Origin of the sequence: Nostoc sp. (assembly GCF_036919895.1) — a bacterium.
In the GTDB taxonomy this organism is placed as follows: Bacteria; Cyanobacteriota; Cyanobacteriia; order Cyanobacteriales; family Nostocaceae; genus Nostoc.
The window spans coordinates 73,350-96,406 of sequence record NZ_JBALBW010000037.1; the positions used below are offsets into that span (position 1 = coordinate 73,350).

Below are 23,057 nucleotides of genomic sequence, written 5' to 3' on the forward strand. Positions count from 1 at the left end.
TTTGATCAAAATCTCAAATAGTGCATCTTTTATCTATGAAATATAAAGGGAAAAAATATGTCATTTTCTCAAGAATACCAACAGCCTCTAGTTAGCGTTATTATCCCCACATATAATCGACCAGAATATCTCAAGCAAGCGATCGCTAGTGCTATTCAACAGACTTATCAAAATATCGAAATTATTATTTCAGATAATTGTAGCGAAGGAAATACCCAAGCTATTGTTGCATCTTTTGCTGATTTACGCATTCGATTTTGGCGACATGAGCAAAATGTGGGTATGCTTGCTAATCAGCAACACGCCTTTAAAATGGCACGAGGTAAATATGTTGCTAGTCTTCATGATGATGATATGTGGAATGAAGACTTTTTAGCAAAGCTTGTACCACCACTAGAAGAAAATCCTGAGTTAATTATCGCTTTTTGTGACCAATATATAATAGATGCAAATGGCATAATTAATCATGCGGGGACTGAAAAAAATACCCGCGATTATAAGCGAGATAAACTAGCAAAAGGAATTTATCAACCTTTCTACAAAATTGGGTTGATAGATAAAAGTATCCCAACTGCTGCATCTTGTGTAATTCGGAATCAATTTGTTGATTGGGATAGTATTCCTTCAGAAGTTGGGGGAATGTGGGATTTATATTTGACCTACCTCTGCTGTATATCTGGTTATAGCGCTTACTACTATCCAGAAAGATTGACGCGATATCGCGCCCATGAGCAAACTGATACTATGCTTAGTGGTAGTCGAGATGTACAGGCAAAAGTCCGCAAAGCCAAAAGCGAAATGTTCTGTTATCAAGTATTTATGGAAGACGCTAGTTTACAGCAATTTAAGACGTATTTTCAACAGAAATGGTTAGAGGCTAATACAACTTTGGGAATTGGTTTACTGCGAAGTAAACAGATAGCAATAGCACGTCCTTATTTTTGGCACGCGCTGACTAAACAAAAATTTAATGCGCGAACATTAGTTGCACTAAGTCTTAGTTTTACTCCACAATTTTTGGCAAATAAATTAATAGAGTTGTCTAAATAGTAGAGTAAGGGCAATTCATGAATTGCCCTTACCTGAAAATTTATCTTTTTGCCTATAGGTTGCGTAAACTCTATTTTTAATGAATCAACGCGAAGGTAATGAAAGAAGATTAGTTAAAGTTTTTTGGCTACGGTTCTGCATAAGCTTGTATTACTAAAGAGGGTAGTGGATGAAACTTTGTATTGTTACTCATAAAATTAAGAAAGGTGATGGACAGGGACGAGTAAACTATGAGGTTGCTAATGAAGCAATTCGTCGTGGTCATCAACTGACATTATTAGCTAGTGAAGTAGCACCAGAACTAGAAGATAATAGTCAAGTTAATTGCATTAAAATTCCAGTCAAAGACTATCCGACAGAATTTGTACGTAATTTCATATTTGCCCAAAAAAGTACAGATTGGTTGCGTCAAAATCGCTCTGAGATTGATTTAGTTAAAGTCAATGGCGCAATTAATCTGGCTGCGGCTGATGTGAATGCTGTACATTTTGTCCACAGTTCATGGTTGCGATCGCCTGTTCATATTTCCCGCAACCGCCGAGATTTATATGGTTTATACCAATGGCTGTTCACGGCTTTCAATGCCCGTTGGGAAAAACAGGCTTTCCAGAAGGCGCAGGTTGTTGTCGCTGTATCCGAAAAGGTAGCGCAGGAATTAGTCAACATTGGTGTACCGCGTTCTCGCATTCGCGTAATTATCAATGGCGTTGATTTAGAAGAATTTGCCCCTGGTGAAAGCAATCGCCAAAAGTTAGGTTTACCAGAGAATGTCACCCTAGCATTATTCGCTGGAGACATCCGCACACCCAGAAAGAACTTAGATACAGTACTGCACGCCTTGGTGAAAGTTCCCGATTTACATTTAGTGGTAGTGGGACACACCCAAGGTAGCCCTTTTCCACAGTTAGCAGCATCTTTGGGGTTAAATGAGCGCGTGCATTTTGTCGGATTTCGCCGTGATATCCCCCAAATTATGCAAGCAGTAGATTTATTTGTTTTTCCTTCCCGATACGAAGCTTGCAGCCTCGTATTGTTAGAAGCACTTTCTTCAGGACTGCCAGTAATTACTGCTACAGCCACCGGGGGCGGAGAGTTAGTGACACCAGAATGTGGCATCGTCTTATCCGACTCAGATGATAGTGATGCTTTGGCTCTGGCGTTGCTGACTTTGGTGAGTAGTCCCGCCCTGATCCAACAGATGGGCAAAGCTGCTCGTTCAGTGGCAGAACAACATAGCTGGAATACTATGGCACAAACTTATGTGGATCTATTTGAGGAGTTAAGCAAGAATGCGGAACACCGTTCTCATACCGACTTATCGCCGTCCACAAGACCTATCACGCTGCCTTTTGGCGCTACAGGAGCAAATTAAACCCGTCGATCAGGTGATAGTGGTTGTCCGCGATACGGATGCAGAAACTTGGGAATTTCTGGCGCAATTAAACGCGCCCAATCTACCTCTGCATCCTGTGAAAGTCACACAACCGGGCGTAGTAGCAGCCCTCAACGCCGGACTAGCAGCAGTGGAGGGTGATATTGTCTCCATTACTGATGATGATGCTGCACCTCACCCCGATTGGTTAGAGCGCATCGCCGCTTATTTTACCTCAGATAGTCGCCTTGGCGGTCTGGGAGGGCGTGATTGGGTATATCACGGCAGCAAATTAGAAGACGAATCCCGCCCAGTAGTGGGACAGTTGCAGTGGTTTGGGCGAGTGATTGGCAACCATCATCTGGGAGTGGGAGAACCGCGTGAGGTGGATGTTCTCAAGGGCGTAAACATGAGTTTTCGTAAAGAGGCCATCGGACAATTACGCTTTGACGAGCGGATGCGTGGTACTGGGGCGCAAGTACATTTTGAAATGGCATTTACTCTGACATTAAAGCGGGCTGGTTGGAAGATAATTTACGATCCTAATGTTGCTGTAGATCATTATCCTGCACAACGTTTTGATGAAGATCAGCGAAATAACTTTAACGAGATTGCCTTTATTAATTTAGTCCATAATGAAACCTTAGTTTTACTAGAGCATCTGCCATTTATCCGCCGAATTGTATTTTTGTTCTGGGCTGTATTTGTAGGTACGTGCGATAGCTTGGGTTTCGTACAATGGCTGAGATTTTTACCTAGTCAAGGGCAATTGGCAGGGAAAAAATTACTGGCATCTTGGCGGGGGCGTTGGCAAGGATATAAACAATTCGTAATTCGTAATTCGTAATTCGTAATTAAAAATGAATTCAATTTCTTCTTAACTATAGTGGTCTGTCAAGTTGAAATTGATGGGTAAACAAGTTTGTAGTAAGCACTGAAGTGCTTACTACAAACCTTTGGTAAATCCAAAATATAAAATTGAATGAATTCTAAGCAGATACTTTTCAATAGTTTTTCACAACAAAGCTATTCTCCACAAGAGCGATCGCAACAGGGGTGGATGGCGATCGCAAGTTTTATACTACTAACTGTAGTTTGCTATTTTGCTGGTGCTACTGCTGCATTGCGTCTAATTTATCCGGTGACGGCTTTAGCAGTAGCCATATTTTTATACTTGCGGCATCCCATTCTCTACATCAGCTTTACCTGGTGGATCTGGTTTCTCACACCCTTAGCTACCCGCTTGGTTGACTATAAGGTAGGTTGGGATGCTACCCGTCAGATGCTCATAGCACCATACTTGGTGGTGTTTGTAACTATCGCAACATTCTTGCGACATTTTCCCCGCGCCTCTCGTCAAGGGGGTTTACCATTTGTTTTGGCTTTTATTGGAGTCTTTTATGGCTTTCTAATTGGTCTGATTTATAATCCACCAATCCCTGTAGCACGCGGTTTAATGGATTGGCTCAGTCCGATTATTTTCGCTTTTCACTTATTTATAAATTGGCGAGATTATCCCAGTTATCGCCAGAATTTTCAGCGAACATTTCTCTGGTGTGTATTAATTTTAGGAACTTATGGTGTATATCAATTTGTAGTAGCTCCTGAGTGGGATAGGTACTGGCTCATCCAATCGAAACTATTCATGAGTTCTGGAAATCCTGTGCCTTTCGGGATGCGCGTCTGGAGTACATTGCACTCTGTCGGCCCCTTTGGTTCCGTGATGCAAGCTGGGTTACTGTTGTTATTTACCAGTTCGGGAAGTTTAATTTTTCCCGCTTCAGCCGTTGGTTATTTATCTTTCTTGTTGACACAAGCGCGGACTAATTGGGGAGGCTGGTTGTTTGGAATAATTATAATTATGGGTTCAGTTAAAGCCCGAATTCAAATGCGCTTAATCACCATAATTGTGGTGATGGCAATTTGTGTTGTGCCATTGACAACTATTGAGCCAATTGCTGGGGTTGTATCAGCCCGTTTGGAAACTTTTACTAATCTTCAAGATGATACAAGTTTTAAAGATAGATCGGGAAGTTATGACAAAAACCTTGGTCTAGCCCTTTCTAATGGTTTAGGTAACGGCTTAGGAAATATCTGGAAAGTCAACGAAAAAACTGGTCAAATTGAAGTAGTGGTGATTGATAGTGGCATTTTAGATATGTTTTTCACCCTTGGTTGGTTTGGAGCCATTTTTTATATGGGTGGATTAATCTTGTTAATTATTAGTGTTAGCAGTTATGGTGAGGGACGTTTTGATAGTTTTATCAGTGCTGCCCGCGCAATTGGTATCAGTTCTGCTACACAGTTAGTTATTGGTAGTGGGATGTTGAGTGTAGCAGGGATGATTCTTTGGGGATTTTTAGCTATGGCTATGGCAGGACATAAATACTATAGCAATTCAAATAATTCATAAATATAGCAATCCTAAAGCATTGGTTAAAATTACATATTTCTTCTTTCTTCCCTTTGCGTCCTTGACGGTTCGTTTCCTTATCTATATTTTTCACGACTCATTTAGGACTGCTATATAAATCAATACTCTTGGGTTAAGGTTGAAGCTCTTTGTAGAAGTCAGTTTTTTTAACGTTCACGGAGCGTGCCGGAGGCATCACCACAGAGGCGCAGAGAACACAGAGAGAAGAAAAAATAAAATGCTTAATCCAAGCGTATCGCTATATCAATTGAGTTAAAAAACAAAATCTCACTACTTAAATTAGGACTGATATAAATTATGAAAGCAATTATTGTAATGCCACTAGCCGAGCAACGAGGCGGTGGTGAAATGATGCTTTGGGATTTGGTGCAACAAGGACGTAATGCTGGTGTTGAGTGGCTGGTAATATTTTTAGAATCCGGCCCAATGGTAGAACAAGTAAAGTCTCTCGGTATTGATGCGCGAGTTGTGGAAAGTGGACGTTTACGCCAAATCCACCGTTTTATTGGCGCTGTTTTTCGGATAGCTGCGATCGCACGCCGCGAACGTGCAGATATAATTATCAATTGGATGTGGATTACGCATATATCTGGAGGCTTGGCGGCAATGCTGGCGGGTTTGCCTGCTGTCTGGTATCAGCTAGAAGTACCTAGCGATAAAACTTGGTTGGTGCGACTCGCTACTTTAATCCCAGCCCGCGCAATTATCACTCTTTCCCAAAATGGCAAGCAAGCACAAGCAGAAATTTGGCCGCACAGACCAACACCTTTAGTTTATCCTGGTGTTGCACTAGACCGATTTGAGCCTAATGCTTTGCCAACTCCACAAGAAGCACGGTGCAAACTCGGCTTACCTTTACACGGCCCGTTAATTGGAATTGTGGGACGATTGCAACGATGGAAGGGAATGCACGTATTAGTACAAGCGATGCCGAAAATTTTAGAGAAGTATCCTGATGCCCATTGTGTGGTGGTTGGCGGTAAGCACGATTTTGAACCAGACTATGAAGACTTCTTAAAAGCAGAAATCACAAACTTGGGTTTGAAAGAGCAAGTAATTATGGCTGGACTACAGCGTAATATCCCGGAGTGGGTGCAGGCGATGGATGTATTCGTTCATGCTTCGGATAAAGAACCCTTTGGAATTGTGATTATTGAGGCGATGGCGCTGGGTAAACCTGTGATTGCTGGTGATGCAGGTGGCCCGACGGAGATTATTACCGATGGGATGAATGGACTATTAACACCTTACGGCGATGCGGATAAATTAGCGATCGCAATTCTCCGCTATCTTGACGAGCAAGAATTTGCCCAAAATGCGGGAATAGCTGCTAGGCAACGCGCCTTGGATTTCTCAACGCAGAATTATGCTCAAAATTTTATTAGTGCAATTCGTTCTGCAATACCAAGTGTTTCATCTGCTGATTGACACTCTTAGGGACTTACACAAAACTATACGCGGTAGGAGCAATTCATGAATTGCTCCTACCTGAAAAATAGAACCCACATAATCAGAAGGTACAATTCGATTCAGTACAAAGAGTTCTGGTATTATTTGTCTAAGCTTTTGTGTAAGAGACTCAATTGTAGAAGCTTCTGTTACCAATCCTGGCACGTTTTCACTAGTTGCAACCCAAACTTCTGCATCTTTATCCCAAAATGCATCAATCTTCAATGTGTTTTGTGTCATGGTCAAGAGCTACACACAAATTTACGGCAATAATTCAAGTTTAAAACAATTGAATAGCATAATATTAAACTGCTTGAGAATATTCAGTCAGTGCCTCAGTATAAAATATATACTTCATTACCACAGAACAGATATTTAACTTCTGCTTTTGGTATACTACCTTATGAATATCGGATCACATCTGGGCTATGAATATGAACTATAAAAAACTTCAACTGGTCTAAATTGTTGTGTTGGTATAAGTTGTAGTCACCCTCTATAGTTTGAAATACAGCAATATAGTTATTTTCTTTTTCATAAACAAATACTTCGTAAGTTGATTGTTCTATATTGTCAACTTGTGTCCAAGAATCATCAATAGGGAGGAGACTAGATTTCTCAAATATAGGTAAGCTAACCTTCTTCCTAAAATCTTCAGTTAACCATCCCCAAACAGTGTAAACTGTCAGCGCTTGTCTAGAATCAGCAGCATCAACTAGCTCATAATTGGCTTTAGTTTTTGGATACCACAATGATACATACATTCCCTCCTGTACCAGAGCATCAATCAGAGGCTTAAAATCTAAATCACTTGTGAGCAAAGTTGCTTCATCCATATTTTTCCGAGAAGAATGCCTGTACATGTCTACAGCAATCATAATGTCAACCTCCTTTTGCTCTTGCCCTCTTCGCTTATCTCTGAATCGAGCAGTACCCTCATATACATGAAATCTATCCAGTGATTTTAAGTGGTTGAATAACTTAATTTTAGGCTTAATACGATTTTGGTAGTCTACTTGATTTTCTCCTTGCTTTTGAGCAGGTAGACAATCGTAATAGAACACTTTATGATAACCATTTGCTAACCGACAGTAATCTATTTCAAGCTGTTTTTTACCAAAAAGCTTGTCTGAAAAGGATTCTAGTAGTGAGTCTAAACAGCCACCATCAATAAATAAGTATTTAACATTTTTTATTCCAGAACTGTAGGACATATCTAGTTTAAATCACTGTACTCTTTAATACTTAAATTATAACTCAATAATAAAACTGTCTCGCAGATGAAAGTCAGCCTTTGCGCCTCTATGAGTTAACGCCCAGTAAGTTACCTCACCATCTCTGTGTTTAATAACTGTAGTAATGGCAACTTCAATCACTTGGTTGACTGAGACGATTTTATCCAAATCGACATCTAACCCAAGTGCTAAACCATCAGCTTGATTCTGAACATTAAACGCTAGGTTTTTAAAAGCTGTTTCCTCTTGCATTCCTTGACGGTATCTATCAAGGCGATAGACATTCCAGTGTCCGGCGGGGGAAAGGTTAAATTCCCAATATTGTGCAGAATTCTTAATGCCAAGAAAAAATTCAAAGCATGTATTTTTCCACAATTCATGCTTGCGTGATGGTGTGTTTGATGGTGGAAAAATCGCAATTTCTTTTAAATCGCCTTCAAGCATATAGCGGATGGCAAGTTTATTACCATTTCGAGCGATATTACCTGAAATTTTAAAATTAGGCGGCGATTCATTAGAAGGAAAGGGTTGTAGGGAAAATGTCTGCTCGTTCATTTCACATCTTTGATAATGTTACGAATCTGAATTTCTTGAGATTCGATACTTTCGGTAAGCTTAAACTGCACGATCGCTCTTGCTAAGTTATGTTCTGGGTGCTTAACCTTAAAGTAGACATTCCCAGCTAAATAATCAGCAAAAAATCTCAGTCCTAATTCAAAGGCGATGAGACGGATGGCATCATATATATATGCATAGTCATTCTCGGTAAGAAACGCCTTCGCTACAGACAGATAGCCTTGCAAGATTCCCTGACATAGATCGGTGTCAAAATAAACACTTTCCCAATTCTCGGTTTCTTCTCCAACCGGATTGCAGCCCGATCGCAAACAATCGCCAATATCGTAATGTACCAGACCGGGTTTCACTGTGTCGAGGTCTATCACACTCACGGCTTGCTGGGTAACAACGTCGAACATGACGTTATTGATTTTTGGATCGCCGTGCATCAGACGCAGAGGTAATTTACCCTCAGCTTTGGCATTTTCTAGGATATGTGCAAAGGCTTGGCGATCGCTAACAAACTCTAAACAATAATTAACTTCCGCAGATTGATGCACACTCGTTTTCGCCAAAACTTCCTGATAATGCTGGAGATAAAGCGGTGTAATATGGAATCCTTGAAGGGTGTCAGCGAGTTTTTCTGGTGGCAAATCGCTGATTAAATTATGGAACATCCCCAAGGCATAACCAATTTCTTGTGCTTGTGCGCGATCGCCCATAGTATCAAAAGACTGCGAGCCTTCAATAAAGCTAATCGCCCGCCAAAAGGAGCCGTCTGCATCCTTACAATGGTCTTCAGCATCCTTAGTTAGTAGTACGCGCGGTACTTCCCAGCGACGATTGAGTGGGGTGTGCTGTAACCGTTTACGAACATGCTCAGTGAAGGTACACATGTTTTGCATAATCAGTTTTGGCTGACGAAACACCTGCGTATTGATGCGTTGCAGGACAAAATGTTGTTCTTTTGAAGAATCTAGAGCCACTAAGAAGGTGTCATTAATATTACCACTGCCGAATGCTTTAACGCCTGTAACCTTTCCCTGTTGAGCAAATTGATCTGCGATCGCAACTAGATTTTCTGCACGCTGTGTATTGAATTCTTCCGTCATGTTCGTATTTAACCTGCACTACTCCTCACGTACATTGCACGAAGGCAATAGGGGATATATTAGCGCAAGTGTCAAAATAATTCGTAATGGGCTAAGGCCCCGCTACGCTAACGTAATTCGTCATTTTTAATCGAGTTCCCTGACTTGAGCAAAAAATAACAACTAGCGATCGCTCCTACAGCACGGCTAATCAGACATGATGCGAATAGGTTGCTAACAAAAATTGAATAACAGATATTGATTTTTGTCATTTCACTGATATCATAGTTTTATCACCACAGTGGAGAAGTTGCTATGTTGTCGCGTCAACTCGGAAAAAACGGTTCAACAATATCGGCGCTTGGGCTTGGCTGTATGGGTATGTCTGATGTTTATGGGCCAGCCGATCGCAAGGAAAGTATTGCAACAATTCATGCAGCCCTTGATGCAGGTATTAACTTACTAGATACAGGCGACTTTTACGGCATGGGACACAACGAAATGCTGCTAAACGAAGCCTTAACAGGACGGCGGGAAAATGTCTTCATTGCTGTTAAATTCGGTGCGCTGCGCTCTCCTGATGGCAACTTTCTTGGCTTCGATGGTCGCCCTGAAGCCGTGAAGACTTCACTTGCCTATACATTGAAACGACTGGGAACCGATTACATTGACCTTTACCAACCAGCCCGGCTCGATCCGAAAGTGCCTATTGAAGAGACTATTGGGGCGATTAGCGAAATGGTGAAAGCTGGATATGTTCGCCAGATTGGTTTATCTGAAGTGGGTGCAGATGTAATTCGCCGCGCTCATAAGACTCATCCGATCGCTTCGCTTCAGATCGAATATTCCTTGCTGAGTCGTAGCATTGAAGATGACATCTTGCCAACCGTGCGGGAATTGGGCATTGCTGTCACCGCTTATGGAGTCCTCTCACGGGGATTGTTGAGCGGTCATTGGTCGAAAGAACGCTCTGAGCAAGTGCAAGACTATCGAGGACATCTACCCCGCTTCTCTGGAGAGAATCTGGATCGCAATTTGTTGCTAGTCGAAGCCCTGCGCCTGATTGCCGAAGAACGGAATGCAACGGTTGTTCAAGTGGCAATTGCTTGGGTGCTGTCGCAAGGAAACGACATTATCCCGCTAATTGGCGCACGGCGTTGCGATCGCTTAAATGAAGCTCTGGGTGCATTGGATTTACACTTAAATAAGGATGATATCGCCCGGATTGAGGCAGCCGTGCCACTAAATGCCGTAGCTGGCGATCGCTATAGCCCAGAACAAATGGCAATGCTCGATAGTGAAAAGAGGTAAAAAAGTTATCGCATGAATGATTCACCTTTGACACCGGAGCGGATTCTCGATGCAGCAGAAGAAGTTTTGCGTCGTTACGGTCTGGCAAAGGCAACAGTCGTGGATGTGGCTCGCTTTTTAGAGGTGAGCCACGGCACGATTTATCGGCATTTTCCCAGCAAAGCTGCCCTGCGCGATGCAGTGGCAGAACGGTGGCTGCATCGGGTTTCCACACCCCTAGCAGCGATCGCCCAAGAGCCAGGTTCCGCCAGAGAACGGTTGCACCGATGGTTTGAGCAACTCATGACTCTGAAACGTCAAAAAGTCTTAAAAGAACCAGAGTTATTTGCAACCTATTCAGCGATTACCCAAGAGGCGCGAGGGGTAGTTGAAGCTCACGTTACTGAACTGCTTAGGCAAGTCGCTCAGATCATTGAGAGCGGTATTTCCACTAACGAGTTTAGAGTAACTGATCCGCAAGTAGTAGCCAAGGCAGTATTTCAAGCAACAGTTCGATTTCACCATCCAGCCCACGCATCTGAATGGAGCGATCCAAATATCGATAGGGACTTTGCCCAAGTATGGCGCTTGGTACTTGCTGGATTAGTGGCGGTTTAGTAGTGTTGATTACCCAGTAGCGATCGGCTGGAAACTCTTACTTAAAATTGTCAAGCTGTATTGTTTATTTTCCTGTCTCCAGTTGCTCCCGTTGCTTACCATACTCCCGCAGCTGTTTCAACAGAACTTCTTGAGATGAGTTAGGGATAGACGGACTGGGGGTTGGTTCAAGGGTGATTTCAGCACTTTCAAAATTAGCAGGTGAAGGATTAACTCCATAGACGGGTAGCGACTTCTCATTAGACATCGCCTGTTTAGTTGGTACTGGGGTAGGAATTAGATTATTTGGTTTGTTCGCAGCAGCTTTTACCGAATCTAGGGTAGTAGCAACTTGCACTTGTTGCTGCATATCTTGTGTAGAAGAGACTAAACCACTTAAACCATTCACCAATTGCCGTAAATTTTGGCGGAATTTAGGATCGCCTGTCAATTCATCTAAATCAGATGTAATTTTTTGGGTATTTTCAAAGGTGACTCGTGCTGAATCTAAAGTTTGTTGCAGCAAAACCACATTCTTAGGATCGTTTAAAGTTTTAGAAGCATCGCGTAAATTAGCTGAAGCTTGGGCTGCATTTGCTGAAAGAGTTTCTAAATTGTTGAGTAATTCTCCTTGAGTCAATCGATTGATCGATGGTGATAGGCTACTGACTGTAACACGTAGTTGGTTACTGGTTTGGGTAATATTGTTTAAAGCGCCAACCAGCGAAGAACGATTTGTTGTCAACAGATTATCCAGATTTTTGATCAAATGATTTGCTTGAGTTGCTGTTTCACCAAATTTATTTACTGTTTGATTTGCGGATGTATTAAGTTGATTTGTCGCTCGTTGCACTGAATTAGCAGTGCTTGAAAATGTATTTAGTTGTTGTCGCAAGCTTTTGGTCAAACCTTGTAAATCCTGACTTAGTTCAGTAAAACTCGATGCTGCGCCTGTGGTAGTTTCTAGAACCCTATTGACATTTCTATAAAATTTGGGGTTATTGTATGCAGCAGATAGCTCAGTTGAACTGCGAATTAGTTCATCAACACTGATGCCAATCTGACCTTTTAAACGAGAGCCATTACAGACAATGAGACTGGGATCGCAACTTTTATCCAGGGGTTTAGCAAGGATACCCCCAGTAGGTAATGTTGTTTTTGGTGTGATGTCGATAATACTTTCGCTAATTAATCCACTTTGATTAGCTTCCACCAGTACATTCCGGGGCATAATTAAGTCAGTTTGGGCAATTTCAATTTCTACATCGATAGCATTCGCCTTTGGTAGAATCTTGTCAATACTTCCGACTTTAACACCTCGATAGCGAACTATTGCTCCCTTTTGCATTCCGCCAGCGTTAGCAAATTCTACAATAATTTTGTATGAACGGCCAGCAGCAGTAAATCTATTTAACCACAAGAAGAGTAACCCAAATACCCCTATTCCTAGCAGGAGCAACAACCCCACAGAGCCTTCTCTAAATGTTCGCCCAGACGCGAAGCGGCTTGTCATCAGACCTCGCATTTTTTTCCTCCACCCAATAATTAGTTATGAGTTGGAAGTTAGGAGTTATGAATTGAGAGCTAGGAGTCAGGGGCTAGGAATTGGGAATTATGAGTTATGAGTTATGAGTTGAATTTAACCCTCGCTCCTCATTGTTAACTCCTCACTTTTAACTCTTAACTTCTCACTTTTAACTCCTCACTCCTAACTTCTCACTTTCTAACCGACGACTTGAATCGGCCCTTTCACACTTCCACTTATAAATTGTTTGATCAACGGATTTTCTGTGTTGTATATCTCACTAACTGTACCTTGCCACTGCACCTTGCCTTCATAGAGAAATATAAGTCTATCAGCTGTCCGGCGGATAGTGCTGTCTTGGTGGGTAACAACAGAGTATGTACTACAAACTCCATGTAAACATTGCAAATAGCGGATTAAATCTTCGATTACTGTTGAGGCAATGGGATCGAGTCCGGCTGTTGGTTCGTCGTATAGTAGAACTTCTGGGCCTTCTGAGGGATTATCGGGGTTAGACATAATCGCACGGGCAAAACTTACCCGTTTTCGCATTCCCCCAGAAAGTTCAGCTGGATAAAGGTCACTTATTGATGGCAAACCGACCATCTCCAATTTTTCTCGTACCAAATCTCGAATGCGCGATCGCGGCAGCTTTGAATTCTGATAAAGTAAAAATCCCACATTCTCCTCCACCGTCAGCGAATCAAATAGCGCCGCCTGCTGAAACACCATACCAATGCCAACCTGCTGGCCACCATCCTCAATCAAACCGTCTCGCCGCACCCCTTGCACATAAATTTCTCCTTCATCTGGACTAAGTAACCCCGCCATTACCCGTAAAATTGTTGATTTACCAGTCCCTGATGGCCCAATAATCCCCAGTGCTTCTCCCCGGTAAATGGTCAAGTCTACATTATCTAGAACTTTATGGCTACCAAAGGACTTAGAAACACCTTTCAGTTCAATCAATGGTTCAGTCATTAGTTATTAGTCATTAGTCATTGGTGAGCCAGTGCCTTGGGCGGGTTCCCCAATTTGTACTCTTACCAGGAAGCAAGTTACTGGCAGACCATTGTATAGTACATTATAAGTATATGATTAGCGTTTTAATTAGCAAACTTTATTTTTCTAGCATAATATTTAGTTATTTGCCATTCTTGATGTCCCAGAATCCCCAGAACCCAAGGCTGAGGAATGCACCGTAGTAACTTAACGTCTCAGTAAATGCAAACTAAAACTCCAGCTTTCTGTGGACATTAGCAGATTCATCTAATAGTATATTCATCTATTGTAACAATTACTAAGAAAAATCCAAGTAGAGATTATGAGTAACCACTCAGAGCAGTTTGCAAGTGATAATTCCTCTGGTATTTGTCCAGAAGCGCTGGAATATATGCTTAGGGCAAATCAAGGTAGTGTTCTAGCTTATGGAAATGATGAATGGACTCAAAAAGCAACAGATTATTTTCGGGAACTCTTTGAAATTGATTGTGAAGTATTTTTTACCTTTAATGGTACAGCCGCCAATTCTTTATCTTTGGCAGCCCTTTGTCAGTCATATCACAGCGTCATTTGCCATGAAACATCTCACATAGAAACAGATGAATGTGGCGCACCTGAATTTGCATCTAATGGTTCTAAACTGTTACTAGCCCAAGGGAAAAATGGCAAGTTAACATCAGAATCGATAGAGGCAATTGTCACTAGACGGACTGATATCCATTATCCCAAGCCTAAAGTTATTAGTATTACACAATCAACAGAGTTAGGAACTTTATATTCTCTTGAAGAACTTCTAGAAATAAAAGAAGTTGCGGAAAAGTATAACTTAAAGATTCACATGGATGGCGCTCGTTTTGCAAATGCAGTTGCTGCGATGAATAGAAGCCCTGCTGAAATTACTTGGAAAACTGGAGTAGATGTATTGTGCTTTTGTGGTACTAAGAATGGAATGGCATTAGGTGAAGCAATTCTTTTCTTCAACAAACAGTTAGCAGAAGATTTTGATTATCGATGTAAGCAAGCAGGTCAGTTAGCCTCAAAAATGCGGTTTATTTCTGCTCCCTGGTTAGGTTTATTAGAAACTGGTGCTTGGCTAAAAAATGCCAGACATGCGAATAAATGTGCTGAATACTTAGAAAATCAACTATTAAATATAGAAGGCGTTGATTTGATGTTTCCCAGAGAAGCCAACGCCGTGTTTGTTAAGTTACCCGAACAAGTTATTCACAGCTTAAAAGCAAATAACTGGCAGTTTTATACATTTATCGGTGTGGGAGGAGTACGTTTTATGTGTTCTTGGAACACAACTAAATCAAGGATTGATGAATTGATTGGTGATATAAAAAAAGCAACCATAGCTATGTGATTGGTAAATTCACTTTGTCCAGATATCCGACTTATTTAAAAAGTCGATTATCTAATATCTATTACATCTGAGGTTGCCCCAAAACGACTGTAATTAATATTACTTGGCATGAAAATTTAATTTAACTTTTGATTGCTGCCACAATCCCAGGTGCTTATTTTTAGCATTAGCTTCTGCAATTAAAAACTGGGTTTTGCTCTCGTAGCAATTTTGTAAAGATTCTCGGTCAACGACAGCATTACCCGACTCTACCAAAAGGAGATTTACTGACCGATTATCCACAAAAACTTCACCAACTGTACGACCACTTTCAAGTTGTTCTGTACTTCTAATCACGACAGGAGTTTTAGGCGGCAGTAGCTGTTTTAACCTTTGTGTTGCTGCTAAAGTATCGGGCTGACCAATGGCCTTTGGTGCTTTAATACACGCTAGTCTGACTGGAATTGTTTGTCCGCCATTATCTTTAACCAAAATTGTGTTTCCATCTGTAACACCAACTACTGTAGCTAGCACCAAGATTAGTTCAAGTAATTCCATCATTTTATGTAATATTTTATGTAGACATATAATGTTATTGCAGTGCTTAGATTGCTAGTGTGATTTAACTCACAAAAGACTATTTACTTTATAAATGCTTTGTAATCTTCAATTAACTTAGCCAAGCGGGAAGCAAGAAATAGACTTGCATCCTGCAAAGTTTCACAAATCTGAATACCTTCTTCTCGATATCTAACAATTTTGTCTTGAGTCCAATAATGTGGTGGTGCTTGGAGGTTAGTGATTCTATCTGCTAATTTCACCATCCATATTTCTTGTGGTTGCTTTTTTATCCTTTGTAAACTATCTGCCATTTGGAGGTGTTTTGCTAAACTTTCATCTTTAGTCAGTGCAAGTACACCATTAGCTACTGATTCACCAAATTCAGTTCTTATTTCCTCAAAGGTTGTATTAGTATCTTCGATTGTGTCATGTAAAATAGCACATTGAATAGCAAGATTTCCATCATATTCTGTTTCTACACTTAGGGCTGCAATTACTTCCATACTTACAAGATTTAAGTGCATAAGGTAAGGTATTTCAGAACCTGGAATTGTTTGACCTTGATGTGCATGTGCTGCTTTCTTTAAAGCTTTAATGTAAGTTTCTTGTGACCAGTTTTTTGGACTATTTTGATGTCTTTCCATTTATCCATTTTCCTGATGAAATGATGTAATACTGTATATCATAATCCTAAATTAGATACCCATAGTACAAGAAGCACTTGATATCAATTAAAAGCTCCGAAAAGGAACTACAGGTAATTGAACACTAACGGTAGTACCTGTTAAAAGGTCAGAACAGATTGACAGTTCCCCATTATGAGCATTGACGATGCGTTTGGTAATAGCAAGACCTAACCCAGTGCCACCAGGCTTTGTGGAGAAGAATGGCTGAGAAAGCTTAGTTAAAACTTCTGATGGAATTGGTTTACCACCATTGATGACATTAATACAGACTTTGTTTTTATGAAAAAATTCTATTTTCCACTTAACAATATTTCCTGGTGTAACTGCCTCGCAAGCATTACGAATAATATTGATAAATACTTGTTTAAGTTTATCCTTATCTCCCAAAATTTTGACCGTAGGCAACACCGGAATAAATTCAATTTCTCGTTCCAAAGCTTCTGGCATTTCATGAATACATGCCAGCAACTCATGAATGAATTCATTCACATCTAACTCACAAAGCTGCAATAGCTGGGGCTTGGCGTAGAGCAAAATTTCACTTAGCAAACGCTCCAAACGACTAGCTTCGCTCAATGCCAACGCTAATCGCTCTTGAGAAGATTCAGTTAAAATGGTTTTTCGGAAATATTTTAATCCCATAATCATTGTAGTCAAGGGATTACGAATTTCATGGACAATCATGGCAGCAAATTCACCAATAGCCGCCAGTCGTTCATGCTCTAAAAGCTTGGCTTGGGTTGCTTGTAATTCTGCGGTACGTTTTTCTACCTCAGCTTCTAAAACATGATTAAATTTGCACTGTTGTTGATAAAGATGATAGTTATCAATTGCTGTTGCCGCTCGTTCAGCAAACAATTCCACAATTTGAATATCTTCTTTTGTAAAATCACGTGGTTGGTGATTAAAAGAACAGATAGTACCAATCACCTTATTTTCAGCAGTCCGCAATGGTATCCCTAAGTATGCACAATAGCCTTCTGGTGCTTGTCCATACTCTGGGTTTTTTTGAGCATCTTTCACAGCTAATGAGTGACCCATTTTTATAACAGTACCAGTTAGTAAACCATGTAGTGAATAAACATGTTCACCCTCGCCCATTTCAAGACTACTAGCTAGAACAGTTTCAAACCCTTCTTGGCAAAAGGTAACAACTGTCCAATCAACTCCAATAAGTTCGCTGACTCCGCAGGCAATATTGTGCAAATAGCTGCCCAGTTCGCCAGTTCGATAGTTTAAAGAAGACAAACGGATTATGATTTGTCGCTCGCGTTGCCAAGTTTGATTGTGCAACAATATTTCATCGTCACTAGTTTTGTTCATGGATACTTATTGCATTGGTTCTGAAAGTAATTTCAAAAATCTACTGGATAGTAATTTTGACTAAGCTGTACTATTTTGAGGGAAAGATTCTACTAGAGATATTATGCTATTTACATACAACAAAATGATTAGTTTTTAGTTAACTAAATGTAAAATTATACAAAATAACATATTGAAAAATCAGTGGTTTCATCGCGAGTCAAGTCAAACAATCTCAGAGTATTATGTAGCATAATCCATCGTAGATACCGCTTGACTTAAGTTTGCTCCGTTTACGATGATATAGCAGTTCTCAGTTGAGTGAGGTACAAGAACCCCACCCCCAACCCCCTCCCCGCAAGCGAGGAGGGGACTATGATGTACCTCATGTGATTAGTAAACGCTATATGGTTAAGTTTATTTAAATCTAAGTACTTACAGACTGAAAAATTAGGTTTTTCTGAGAAATTTATAATAGAAAACATCTTAAAAGGGAATTACTATGACAGTTAATCTACAAGGAATATTACAGCAACCGGGACAAGGTTCTTCATACTGGGTGCTTGGGGATTTGTATACCTTTAAGGCAGTGGGTGAAGAAACTGGTCAAGCTTATGCTCTAGTTGAGATTACCGTTCAACCACAAAACGGTACACCTCCCCACATTCATAGTCACGAAGACGAAGCTTTCTATATTCAAGAGGGAGAATTGGAATTTCAGCTTGATGAGCAAATTATCCTAGCAACTCCTGGAACTTTTTTCCACTCTCCCAAAGGTCAACTCCACAGGTTTTCAAATATTGGTGCAAAGCCAGCAAAATTACTTTGCTGGTTCACACCAGCAGGGTTAGAGAAGTTTTTTATGGAAGTAGGTGTGCCAGCCTCAGAGAGAATGCAATTACCTAGCGTTAGTCCCGCAGATATGGAAAAAGCATTGGCTGCTGCTTCTAAATATGGTCTTAAAATTATTCCGCCGTCTGCTGTATCTTCGCAGGTATAAGCTAATATAACTACAACCGATCGCAGTTAGATACCAAAAACAGTGTTGGAAAGTCTAAGAGGAGCGATCGCTAACTAAAGACACCAATGGTTAGGCAGATGAGACTGTCAGTTTTCAGCTATTGGATTCAACAAGAATACAAAATTAGAAAACTTAAGGTAATTCTCATCTTAAACTAATTTAATTCATAGTAAATTACCTTAATTTATTATTAGACAAGAATTTACCAAGTTGAAAGATCGATTAAAAAAAATCTTTTAGAATCTTTTTGGAATAGCTGTACTTTTCACTGTAGCTATGTAACAGAGGTAAGTTTAAATCAGCTATAACTAAAGATGTAGCAGTTAATAGTAGCTTTATGCTTAAGATTCTGATTTGAATCTTGAATTGTTAATGATGTAGCCTGATTCAATACCTAAAATGTAACTATAACAGTGAAGCAAATTAGAAAATTTTGGATAATAAATATAGACCCATTTTCATTACAGTCACGCCTCACAATTGGTATCGCTGCATTTTCGGCTTTGGTATTAGGTAGCTTTGCTACATGGACTAGTTGGAAAATGCAGCAAATCTTAGTTGATAGTCATAAGTATGGTATAGAAGAAATTGCCAAGCGTTTGCCGCAGGATGTGCAAATTTATAGTGAAATGATGCAGCCTGAGACTGGATTACAAAAGGCCATCAATAACTTGGCAAATACAAACACATTATTATGGCTAAAAAGTCCCGATAATAAAATTTTAGTGAAATCTGCTACTTTGGATTTATTATCTGATACTACGGTAGCTGAGTTAATGTCCCTGACTAAGATGCCGATTAAACCACAAGTTTATCAAATAAACCAAAGCTATTTTGTTTTATGTGGTAGTTCTGTACAAGTGCAGGGTAAGTTACTGGGTGAGTTATTTGTAGTCAAGGATATTACCCACGAACAGAGAATGTTTGTGGTGATGGTGCAGAGTTTAGTTATTATTAGTTTTTTGGCAATTATTGTTTTAACTGCTGCGATCGCATTTTATATTAAACGTTCTCTGCAACCTCTACGTCAGCTAAATCAAATGGCTTCTGTGATTTCGGCTGAAGATTTAGGACAAGCACAGCTATATTTTGATAATGCACCCAGCGAAGTCAAAGAATTAGCTCAAACTTTAACCATGCTCTTATCTCGCTTATCCCAATCTTGGCAGCAAGAACGAGAATTTGTGAGTAATGTTTCTCATGAACTACGCACACCCCTAACTATTGTACATGGTTACTTGCAAAGCGTCTTGCGAAGGCAAAATAACTTAACCCCAACCCAACAAGAAGCTTTAGAAACTGCTGCATCGGAAGCTGAACGCACCATCCGTCTGCTACAAGACTTACTTGATTTAGCACGAGCCGATAATGGTTACTTATATTTTCAAATGAAATGTCATGTGCTAAATGAATTGGTTGAAGAAGTGGTGATGATGGCAGAAAAGTATAGCGATCGCATAATTAAAATCGATTCAGAAGTTGACCGAATTGAGGCGAAAGCAGACTATAGCCGTCTCAAACAAGTATTATTGAATTTGATTGATAATGCTATTCAATATTCTGAAGCTGATACACCCATAGTTTTTAAATTGAATCAACTTCAAGATAAGGCAATTATTGAAGTCTCTGACAAAGGTTATGGTATTCCTTTGCAACAGCAAGCACGGATATTTGAGAGATTTTACCGCGTAGATGAATCCCGCTCTCACACTACTGGGGGTTGTGGTTTGGGTTTATCTATTGTCAAGACACTTGTGGAAGGTATGGGAGGTAGTGTCAGCGTGCAATCAAAGTTAGGCGAAGGTAGTACGTTTACAATCAGTCTACCTACATATAGCAGTTCTATCTGATTCGGGAAGTGTGGGTAGTTAATAATTGTACCATAAATCAATACACAAACTTATGACAGTACATATCCTTTTGGTAGAAGATGAAGTCAAACTAGCACGATTTGTCGAATTAGAACTAAGTAGCGAAGGATACCAAGTAAGTGTAGCCCATGATGGTATTGCTGGTTTAACCTTGGCACGAGACTCATCGCCAGATTTAGCGATTCTGGATTGGATGCTACCAGGACTAACGGGTTTAGAAATTTGTCGCCGTTTGCGAGCAACGGGTAGTACAGTACCAGTGATTTTGTTGACAGCAAAAGATGAAGTGAGCGATCGCGTCGCCGGGTTAGACGCAGGAGCCGATGATTATGTAGTTAAGCCCTTCAGCATTGAGGAATTACTAGCGAGAATTCGCGCTCATCTGCGCCGCACCCAAGAAACAGACGAGGATGTATTGCAATTTGAAGATTTAAGCTTAAATCGCCGCACTCGTGAAGTTTTTCGCGAAAAACGAAGCATTGAGTTAACAGCAAAAGAGTTTGATTTATTAGAATATCTCCTCTCACATCCCCGTCAGGTGTTTACAAGAGATCAAATATTAGAGAAAGTGTGGGGTTACGATTTCATGGGTGATTCTAATATCATTGAAGTATATATTCGTTATCTACGACTGAAATTGGAAGAGAATAATGAAAAGCGTTTGATTCATACAGTCCGTGGTGTAGGTTATGCACTGCGGGAGCAATCGTAATGACTTGGTGATTTCGACACAAAGCAACATATTAAAGACAAAATAGGATTATGAATAAAAAATGGGCTGTTAAACGACTAACAGTAAATCTCACAACCGAAGAAATGAAGAAACTTGAAAACTACTGTGCTTTGACAGGAAGGCCAGCAACAGATGTAATTCGAGAATTGCTCCGATCTCTTGAGGTTGACAATTCTGAAAACTCTGAAATCGGAACAGCAGACTCAAGAATAACAGTTGGCAGTGGATCGATATTACACTAAAGGCAATCTTCTCGGTTAAAGGGAAAAGGGTAAGGGATGAATTTCAACCCTTCTCGTTGTTCCCTTTAACTTTTTCTAGATCGCTCTCTTGAAGCGCGGGCAAGAACTGAGTCAGGACTTATGCAAAAAGGCAGTGAAAGCCTTGATTTACCGTAGGGGCAATTCATGAATTGCCCCTACATTTTGTACTTGATGCGTAAGTCCTAATTTCTTTATTGCGTAAGTCCTAATTTCTTTATATATATCAAATTCTTCTCGCCCACTACTTACTCGCCAATAATACTAATTAGAGAGTCAGGGAACAGCCCTATAAAAATAAAGCCTTTTTTCTTGGCGATGTCTTAACAAGCATCTATTTTGGGCATCATAATCCCAAGCCTAATACATCAGCTAGCAGCCAGAAACTCTTTGGCAGCAAGTTTTTTATTTACGACTATAGTATCGATCAATGGCAGATAGTTTTATACTTTATCTCTTTATTTCTCGACATAGGTCTTACAATGGGTTGATTTGGAGATGCCTACAGGTTCAATTGGGAGTAATCTGTAGCGTAGGGATTTGGACATTCTCAGCAGCTAAGTTACAAGCTGCCCAAGCAGATCAAACCTGGAAATCACCTTTAGAATTGACTGAGGGAGTCACCAAAATAAATCCTGAGCCAAAACCTATTTTGATGGCGGCACCCGAAAACTTCAATCCTGATTTGCAATTACCGCCAGCGTTACCGGAACCACCCCAGAATTCTAGCCCACCAAAAACTTCCACCGAACCAAGAACGCCGGATGCAGTTTTGGAAAGCATTGATACAGACTATAGCTATGAGACAGATAACTTTGGCCAAACCAACTTCTTTTTTGAACCAACGGCTCAGTTTCGATTGAGTAATGGAAATAAAATATTTTTCAAGACAGGTTTTAACTTCTTTGAGCAACGTGGTGTTGAATCAATTACAAATTTCCCCTTGCAAGTTGGATGGCAAGGAAAAATTGGGCAAGTGACTCTGCAAACAGCAGCCGGAGTCGATGTCTTCAATCGTTTACCTACAGCTATTAATCTGAATGCTAAGGTGGAGGCTCCCATTTCGCCGCCGCAAGTTTCGTCATCTGGCCAATTGCTCTCGGCAGTAGTACTATCAGGTAATTTAGAACAAGGGCCTTATAAATCCAATGCCCGAACTTTAGAAAATCAAATTACTGCTTGGCGATTTGGGCCTGATTTATACTGGCAGATTGACCGTAAAACCAGTTTCTTTTCATCATTGCGTTTGGGTAGTTACAACGATGGTAATTCTGAGGTGCAGTCATTTAGTCGGCTAGAGCGCAAGTTTGGACAATTTTCTCTGGCAGCTAACTTATTTAGTTGGAGTTTTGATCGCGATTTAGAACGCACAAGTGGCTATTTTTCCCCACCTGATTTTCTAGTTTACAACGGTGAGGTGGCTTGGGAAGGAGATATTGCTAATTTCTTACGCTGTCGCCTGGCTGCAAACTTAGGACAGCAGCGACTTAAAGGAGACTTTGACAACGCCAATACCTATCAAACGCGCTGTAGGGTAAAGGTTTCACCGAATATAGAGGCAGACCTTGGTTATAGCTTTAGTAATGTCCGAAATCAAGAAACCGGGGGAAGTGCTTATGGTGGTAATTCCGTGACAGGACAGTTGCGGGTCAAATTTTAGGAGGTAGGAGGCAAA

The 23,057-nt window shown here is 40.5% G+C and carries 23 protein-coding genes; 13 read left to right on the forward strand and 10 right to left on the reverse strand.

The features are described from left to right. Window positions 1-57 precede the first annotated feature (57 nt). The 5 genes from V7K55_RS06905 to V7K55_RS06925 all read left to right on the forward strand — a co-directional run bounded on the left by V7K55_RS06905 (window position 58) and on the right by V7K55_RS06925 (window position 6,284). Window positions 58-1,050 carry a glycosyltransferase family 2 protein gene (locus V7K55_RS06905; protein ID WP_334829517.1) on the forward strand — a complete coding sequence of 331 codons (993 nt, stop codon included), beginning with the start codon at window positions 58-60 and terminating at the stop codon, window positions 1,048-1,050. Window positions 1,051-1,219: 169 nt separating this feature from the next. Beyond that, window positions 1,220-2,422 carry a glycosyltransferase family 4 protein gene (locus V7K55_RS06910; RefSeq protein WP_334829519.1) on the forward strand — a complete coding sequence of 401 codons (1,203 nt, stop codon included), beginning with the start codon at window positions 1,220-1,222 and terminating at the stop codon, window positions 2,420-2,422. Further along, the gene (locus tag V7K55_RS06915; RefSeq protein WP_334829521.1) at window positions 2,340-3,269 is read left to right on the forward strand and encodes a glycosyltransferase family 2 protein; all 930 of its coding nucleotides are present in this window, start codon (window positions 2,340-2,342) and stop codon (window positions 3,267-3,269) included. The genes V7K55_RS06910 and V7K55_RS06915 overlap by 83 nt, the downstream gene beginning before the upstream one ends. A 135-nt stretch (window positions 3,270-3,404) precedes the next feature. Further along, entirely contained in the window at window positions 3,405-4,835 is a 1,431-nt protein-coding gene (locus V7K55_RS06920; RefSeq protein WP_334829523.1) for an O-antigen ligase domain-containing protein, read from the forward strand. Window positions 4,836-5,153: 318 nt separating this feature from the next. After that, entirely contained in the window at window positions 5,154-6,284 is a 1,131-nt protein-coding gene (locus V7K55_RS06925; RefSeq protein WP_334829525.1) for a glycosyltransferase family 4 protein, read from the forward strand. Here V7K55_RS06925 and V7K55_RS06930 read toward each other — a convergent pair. From V7K55_RS06930 to V7K55_RS06950, 5 genes are all read right to left on the reverse strand, one after another. Then, window positions 6,270-6,545 carry a DUF1902 domain-containing protein gene (locus V7K55_RS06930; protein ID WP_334829527.1) on the reverse strand — a complete coding sequence of 92 codons (276 nt, stop codon included), beginning with the start codon at window positions 6,543-6,545 and terminating at the stop codon, window positions 6,270-6,272. The two genes, V7K55_RS06925 and V7K55_RS06930, sit on opposite strands and share 15 nt — an antisense overlap. 161 nt (window positions 6,546-6,706) lie before the next feature. After that, complete coding sequence (locus V7K55_RS06935) at window positions 6,707-7,519, reverse strand: NYN domain-containing protein (protein WP_334829529.1); 813 nt, start codon at window positions 7,517-7,519, stop codon at window positions 6,707-6,709. 36 nt (window positions 7,520-7,555) lie between these two features. After that, window positions 7,556-8,095: a DOMON-like domain-containing protein gene (locus tag V7K55_RS06940; protein WP_334829531.1), complete on the reverse strand. Its 540-nt coding sequence runs from the start codon at window positions 8,093-8,095 to the stop codon at window positions 7,556-7,558. After that, complete coding sequence (locus V7K55_RS06945; RefSeq protein WP_334829533.1) at window positions 8,092-9,210, reverse strand: phosphotransferase enzyme family protein; 1,119 nt, start codon at window positions 9,208-9,210, stop codon at window positions 8,092-8,094. Before V7K55_RS06945 ends, V7K55_RS06940 begins: the two co-directional genes overlap by 4 nt. A gap of 107 nt (window positions 9,211-9,317) precedes the next feature. Next, the gene (locus V7K55_RS06950; protein WP_334829535.1) at window positions 9,318-9,461 is read right to left on the reverse strand and encodes a hypothetical protein; all 144 of its coding nucleotides are present in this window, start codon (window positions 9,459-9,461) and stop codon (window positions 9,318-9,320) included. A 43-nt stretch (window positions 9,462-9,504) separates the two neighbouring features. Here V7K55_RS06950 and V7K55_RS06955 point away from each other — a divergent pair, with 43 nt between their 5' ends. Both V7K55_RS06955 and V7K55_RS06960 read left to right on the forward strand, forming a co-directional pair. Continuing rightward, window positions 9,505-10,500, forward strand: coding sequence for an aldo/keto reductase (locus V7K55_RS06955; RefSeq protein ID WP_334829537.1), 996 nt, complete (start codon window positions 9,505-9,507; stop codon window positions 10,498-10,500). A 12-nt stretch (window positions 10,501-10,512) separates the two neighbouring features. Beyond that, complete coding sequence (locus V7K55_RS06960; protein ID WP_334829539.1) at window positions 10,513-11,097, forward strand: TetR family transcriptional regulator; 585 nt, start codon at window positions 10,513-10,515, stop codon at window positions 11,095-11,097. Between the two features lie 64 nt (window positions 11,098-11,161). Here V7K55_RS06960 and V7K55_RS06965 read toward each other — a convergent pair whose 3' ends face one another. Together V7K55_RS06965 and V7K55_RS06970 are read right to left on the reverse strand one after the other, a co-directional pair. Further along, a complete protein-coding gene (locus V7K55_RS06965; protein ID WP_334829541.1) occupies window positions 11,162-12,601 on the reverse strand; it encodes an MlaD family protein in 1,440 nt (479 codons plus the stop codon). A 198-nt stretch (window positions 12,602-12,799) separates the two neighbouring features. Continuing rightward, window positions 12,800-13,582, reverse strand: a complete 783-nt coding sequence (locus tag V7K55_RS06970) for an ABC transporter ATP-binding protein (protein WP_334829543.1) — start codon at window positions 13,580-13,582, stop codon at window positions 12,800-12,802. A gap of 343 nt (window positions 13,583-13,925) precedes the next feature. On the opposite strand from V7K55_RS06970, the gene V7K55_RS06975 reads away from it, so the two are divergent. Then, on the forward strand, window positions 13,926-14,969 hold the full coding sequence (locus tag V7K55_RS06975) for a threonine aldolase family protein (RefSeq protein WP_334829545.1): 1,044 nt from the start codon (window positions 13,926-13,928) through the stop codon (window positions 14,967-14,969). Window positions 14,970-15,068: 99 nt separating this feature from the next. Here V7K55_RS06975 and V7K55_RS06980 read toward each other — a convergent pair whose 3' ends face one another. The 3 genes from V7K55_RS06980 to V7K55_RS06990 form a co-directional block, all read right to left on the reverse strand. After that, window positions 15,069-15,509, reverse strand: a complete 441-nt coding sequence (locus tag V7K55_RS06980; protein ID WP_334829547.1) for a thermonuclease family protein — start codon at window positions 15,507-15,509, stop codon at window positions 15,069-15,071. 80 nt (window positions 15,510-15,589) lie between these two features. Next, window positions 15,590-16,153, reverse strand: coding sequence for an HD domain-containing protein (locus tag V7K55_RS06985; protein WP_334829549.1), 564 nt, complete (start codon window positions 16,151-16,153; stop codon window positions 15,590-15,592). A gap of 87 nt (window positions 16,154-16,240) precedes the next feature. Next, window positions 16,241-17,518, reverse strand: coding sequence for a GAF domain-containing sensor histidine kinase (locus V7K55_RS06990; protein ID WP_334829551.1), 1,278 nt, complete (start codon window positions 17,516-17,518; stop codon window positions 16,241-16,243). Between the two features lie 481 nt (window positions 17,519-17,999). Between V7K55_RS06990 and V7K55_RS06995 the strand changes: the two genes are divergently transcribed. The 5 genes from V7K55_RS06995 (at window position 18,000) to V7K55_RS07015 (ending at window position 23,042) form a co-directional block, all read left to right on the forward strand. Then, window positions 18,000-18,497 (forward strand): quercetin 2,3-dioxygenase, encoded by a 498-nt coding sequence (locus V7K55_RS06995; RefSeq protein ID WP_334829553.1) that lies wholly within the window; start codon window positions 18,000-18,002, stop codon window positions 18,495-18,497. A gap of 434 nt (window positions 18,498-18,931) precedes the next feature. Beyond that, window positions 18,932-20,368: a sensor histidine kinase gene (locus tag V7K55_RS07000; protein WP_334829555.1), complete on the forward strand. Its 1,437-nt coding sequence runs from the start codon at window positions 18,932-18,934 to the stop codon at window positions 20,366-20,368. Window positions 20,369-20,420: 52 nt separating this feature from the next. Further along, a complete protein-coding gene (locus tag V7K55_RS07005) occupies window positions 20,421-21,101 on the forward strand; it encodes a response regulator transcription factor (protein ID WP_334829557.1) in 681 nt (226 codons plus the stop codon). Window positions 21,102-21,151: 50 nt separating this feature from the next. Then, window positions 21,152-21,364 (forward strand): CopG family transcriptional regulator, encoded by a 213-nt coding sequence (locus V7K55_RS07010; protein ID WP_334829559.1) that lies wholly within the window; start codon window positions 21,152-21,154, stop codon window positions 21,362-21,364. 448 nt (window positions 21,365-21,812) lie between these two features. Further along, window positions 21,813-23,042: a hypothetical protein gene (locus V7K55_RS07015; protein WP_334829561.1), complete on the forward strand. Its 1,230-nt coding sequence runs from the start codon at window positions 21,813-21,815 to the stop codon at window positions 23,040-23,042. Window positions 23,043-23,057: the final 15 nt, after the last annotated feature.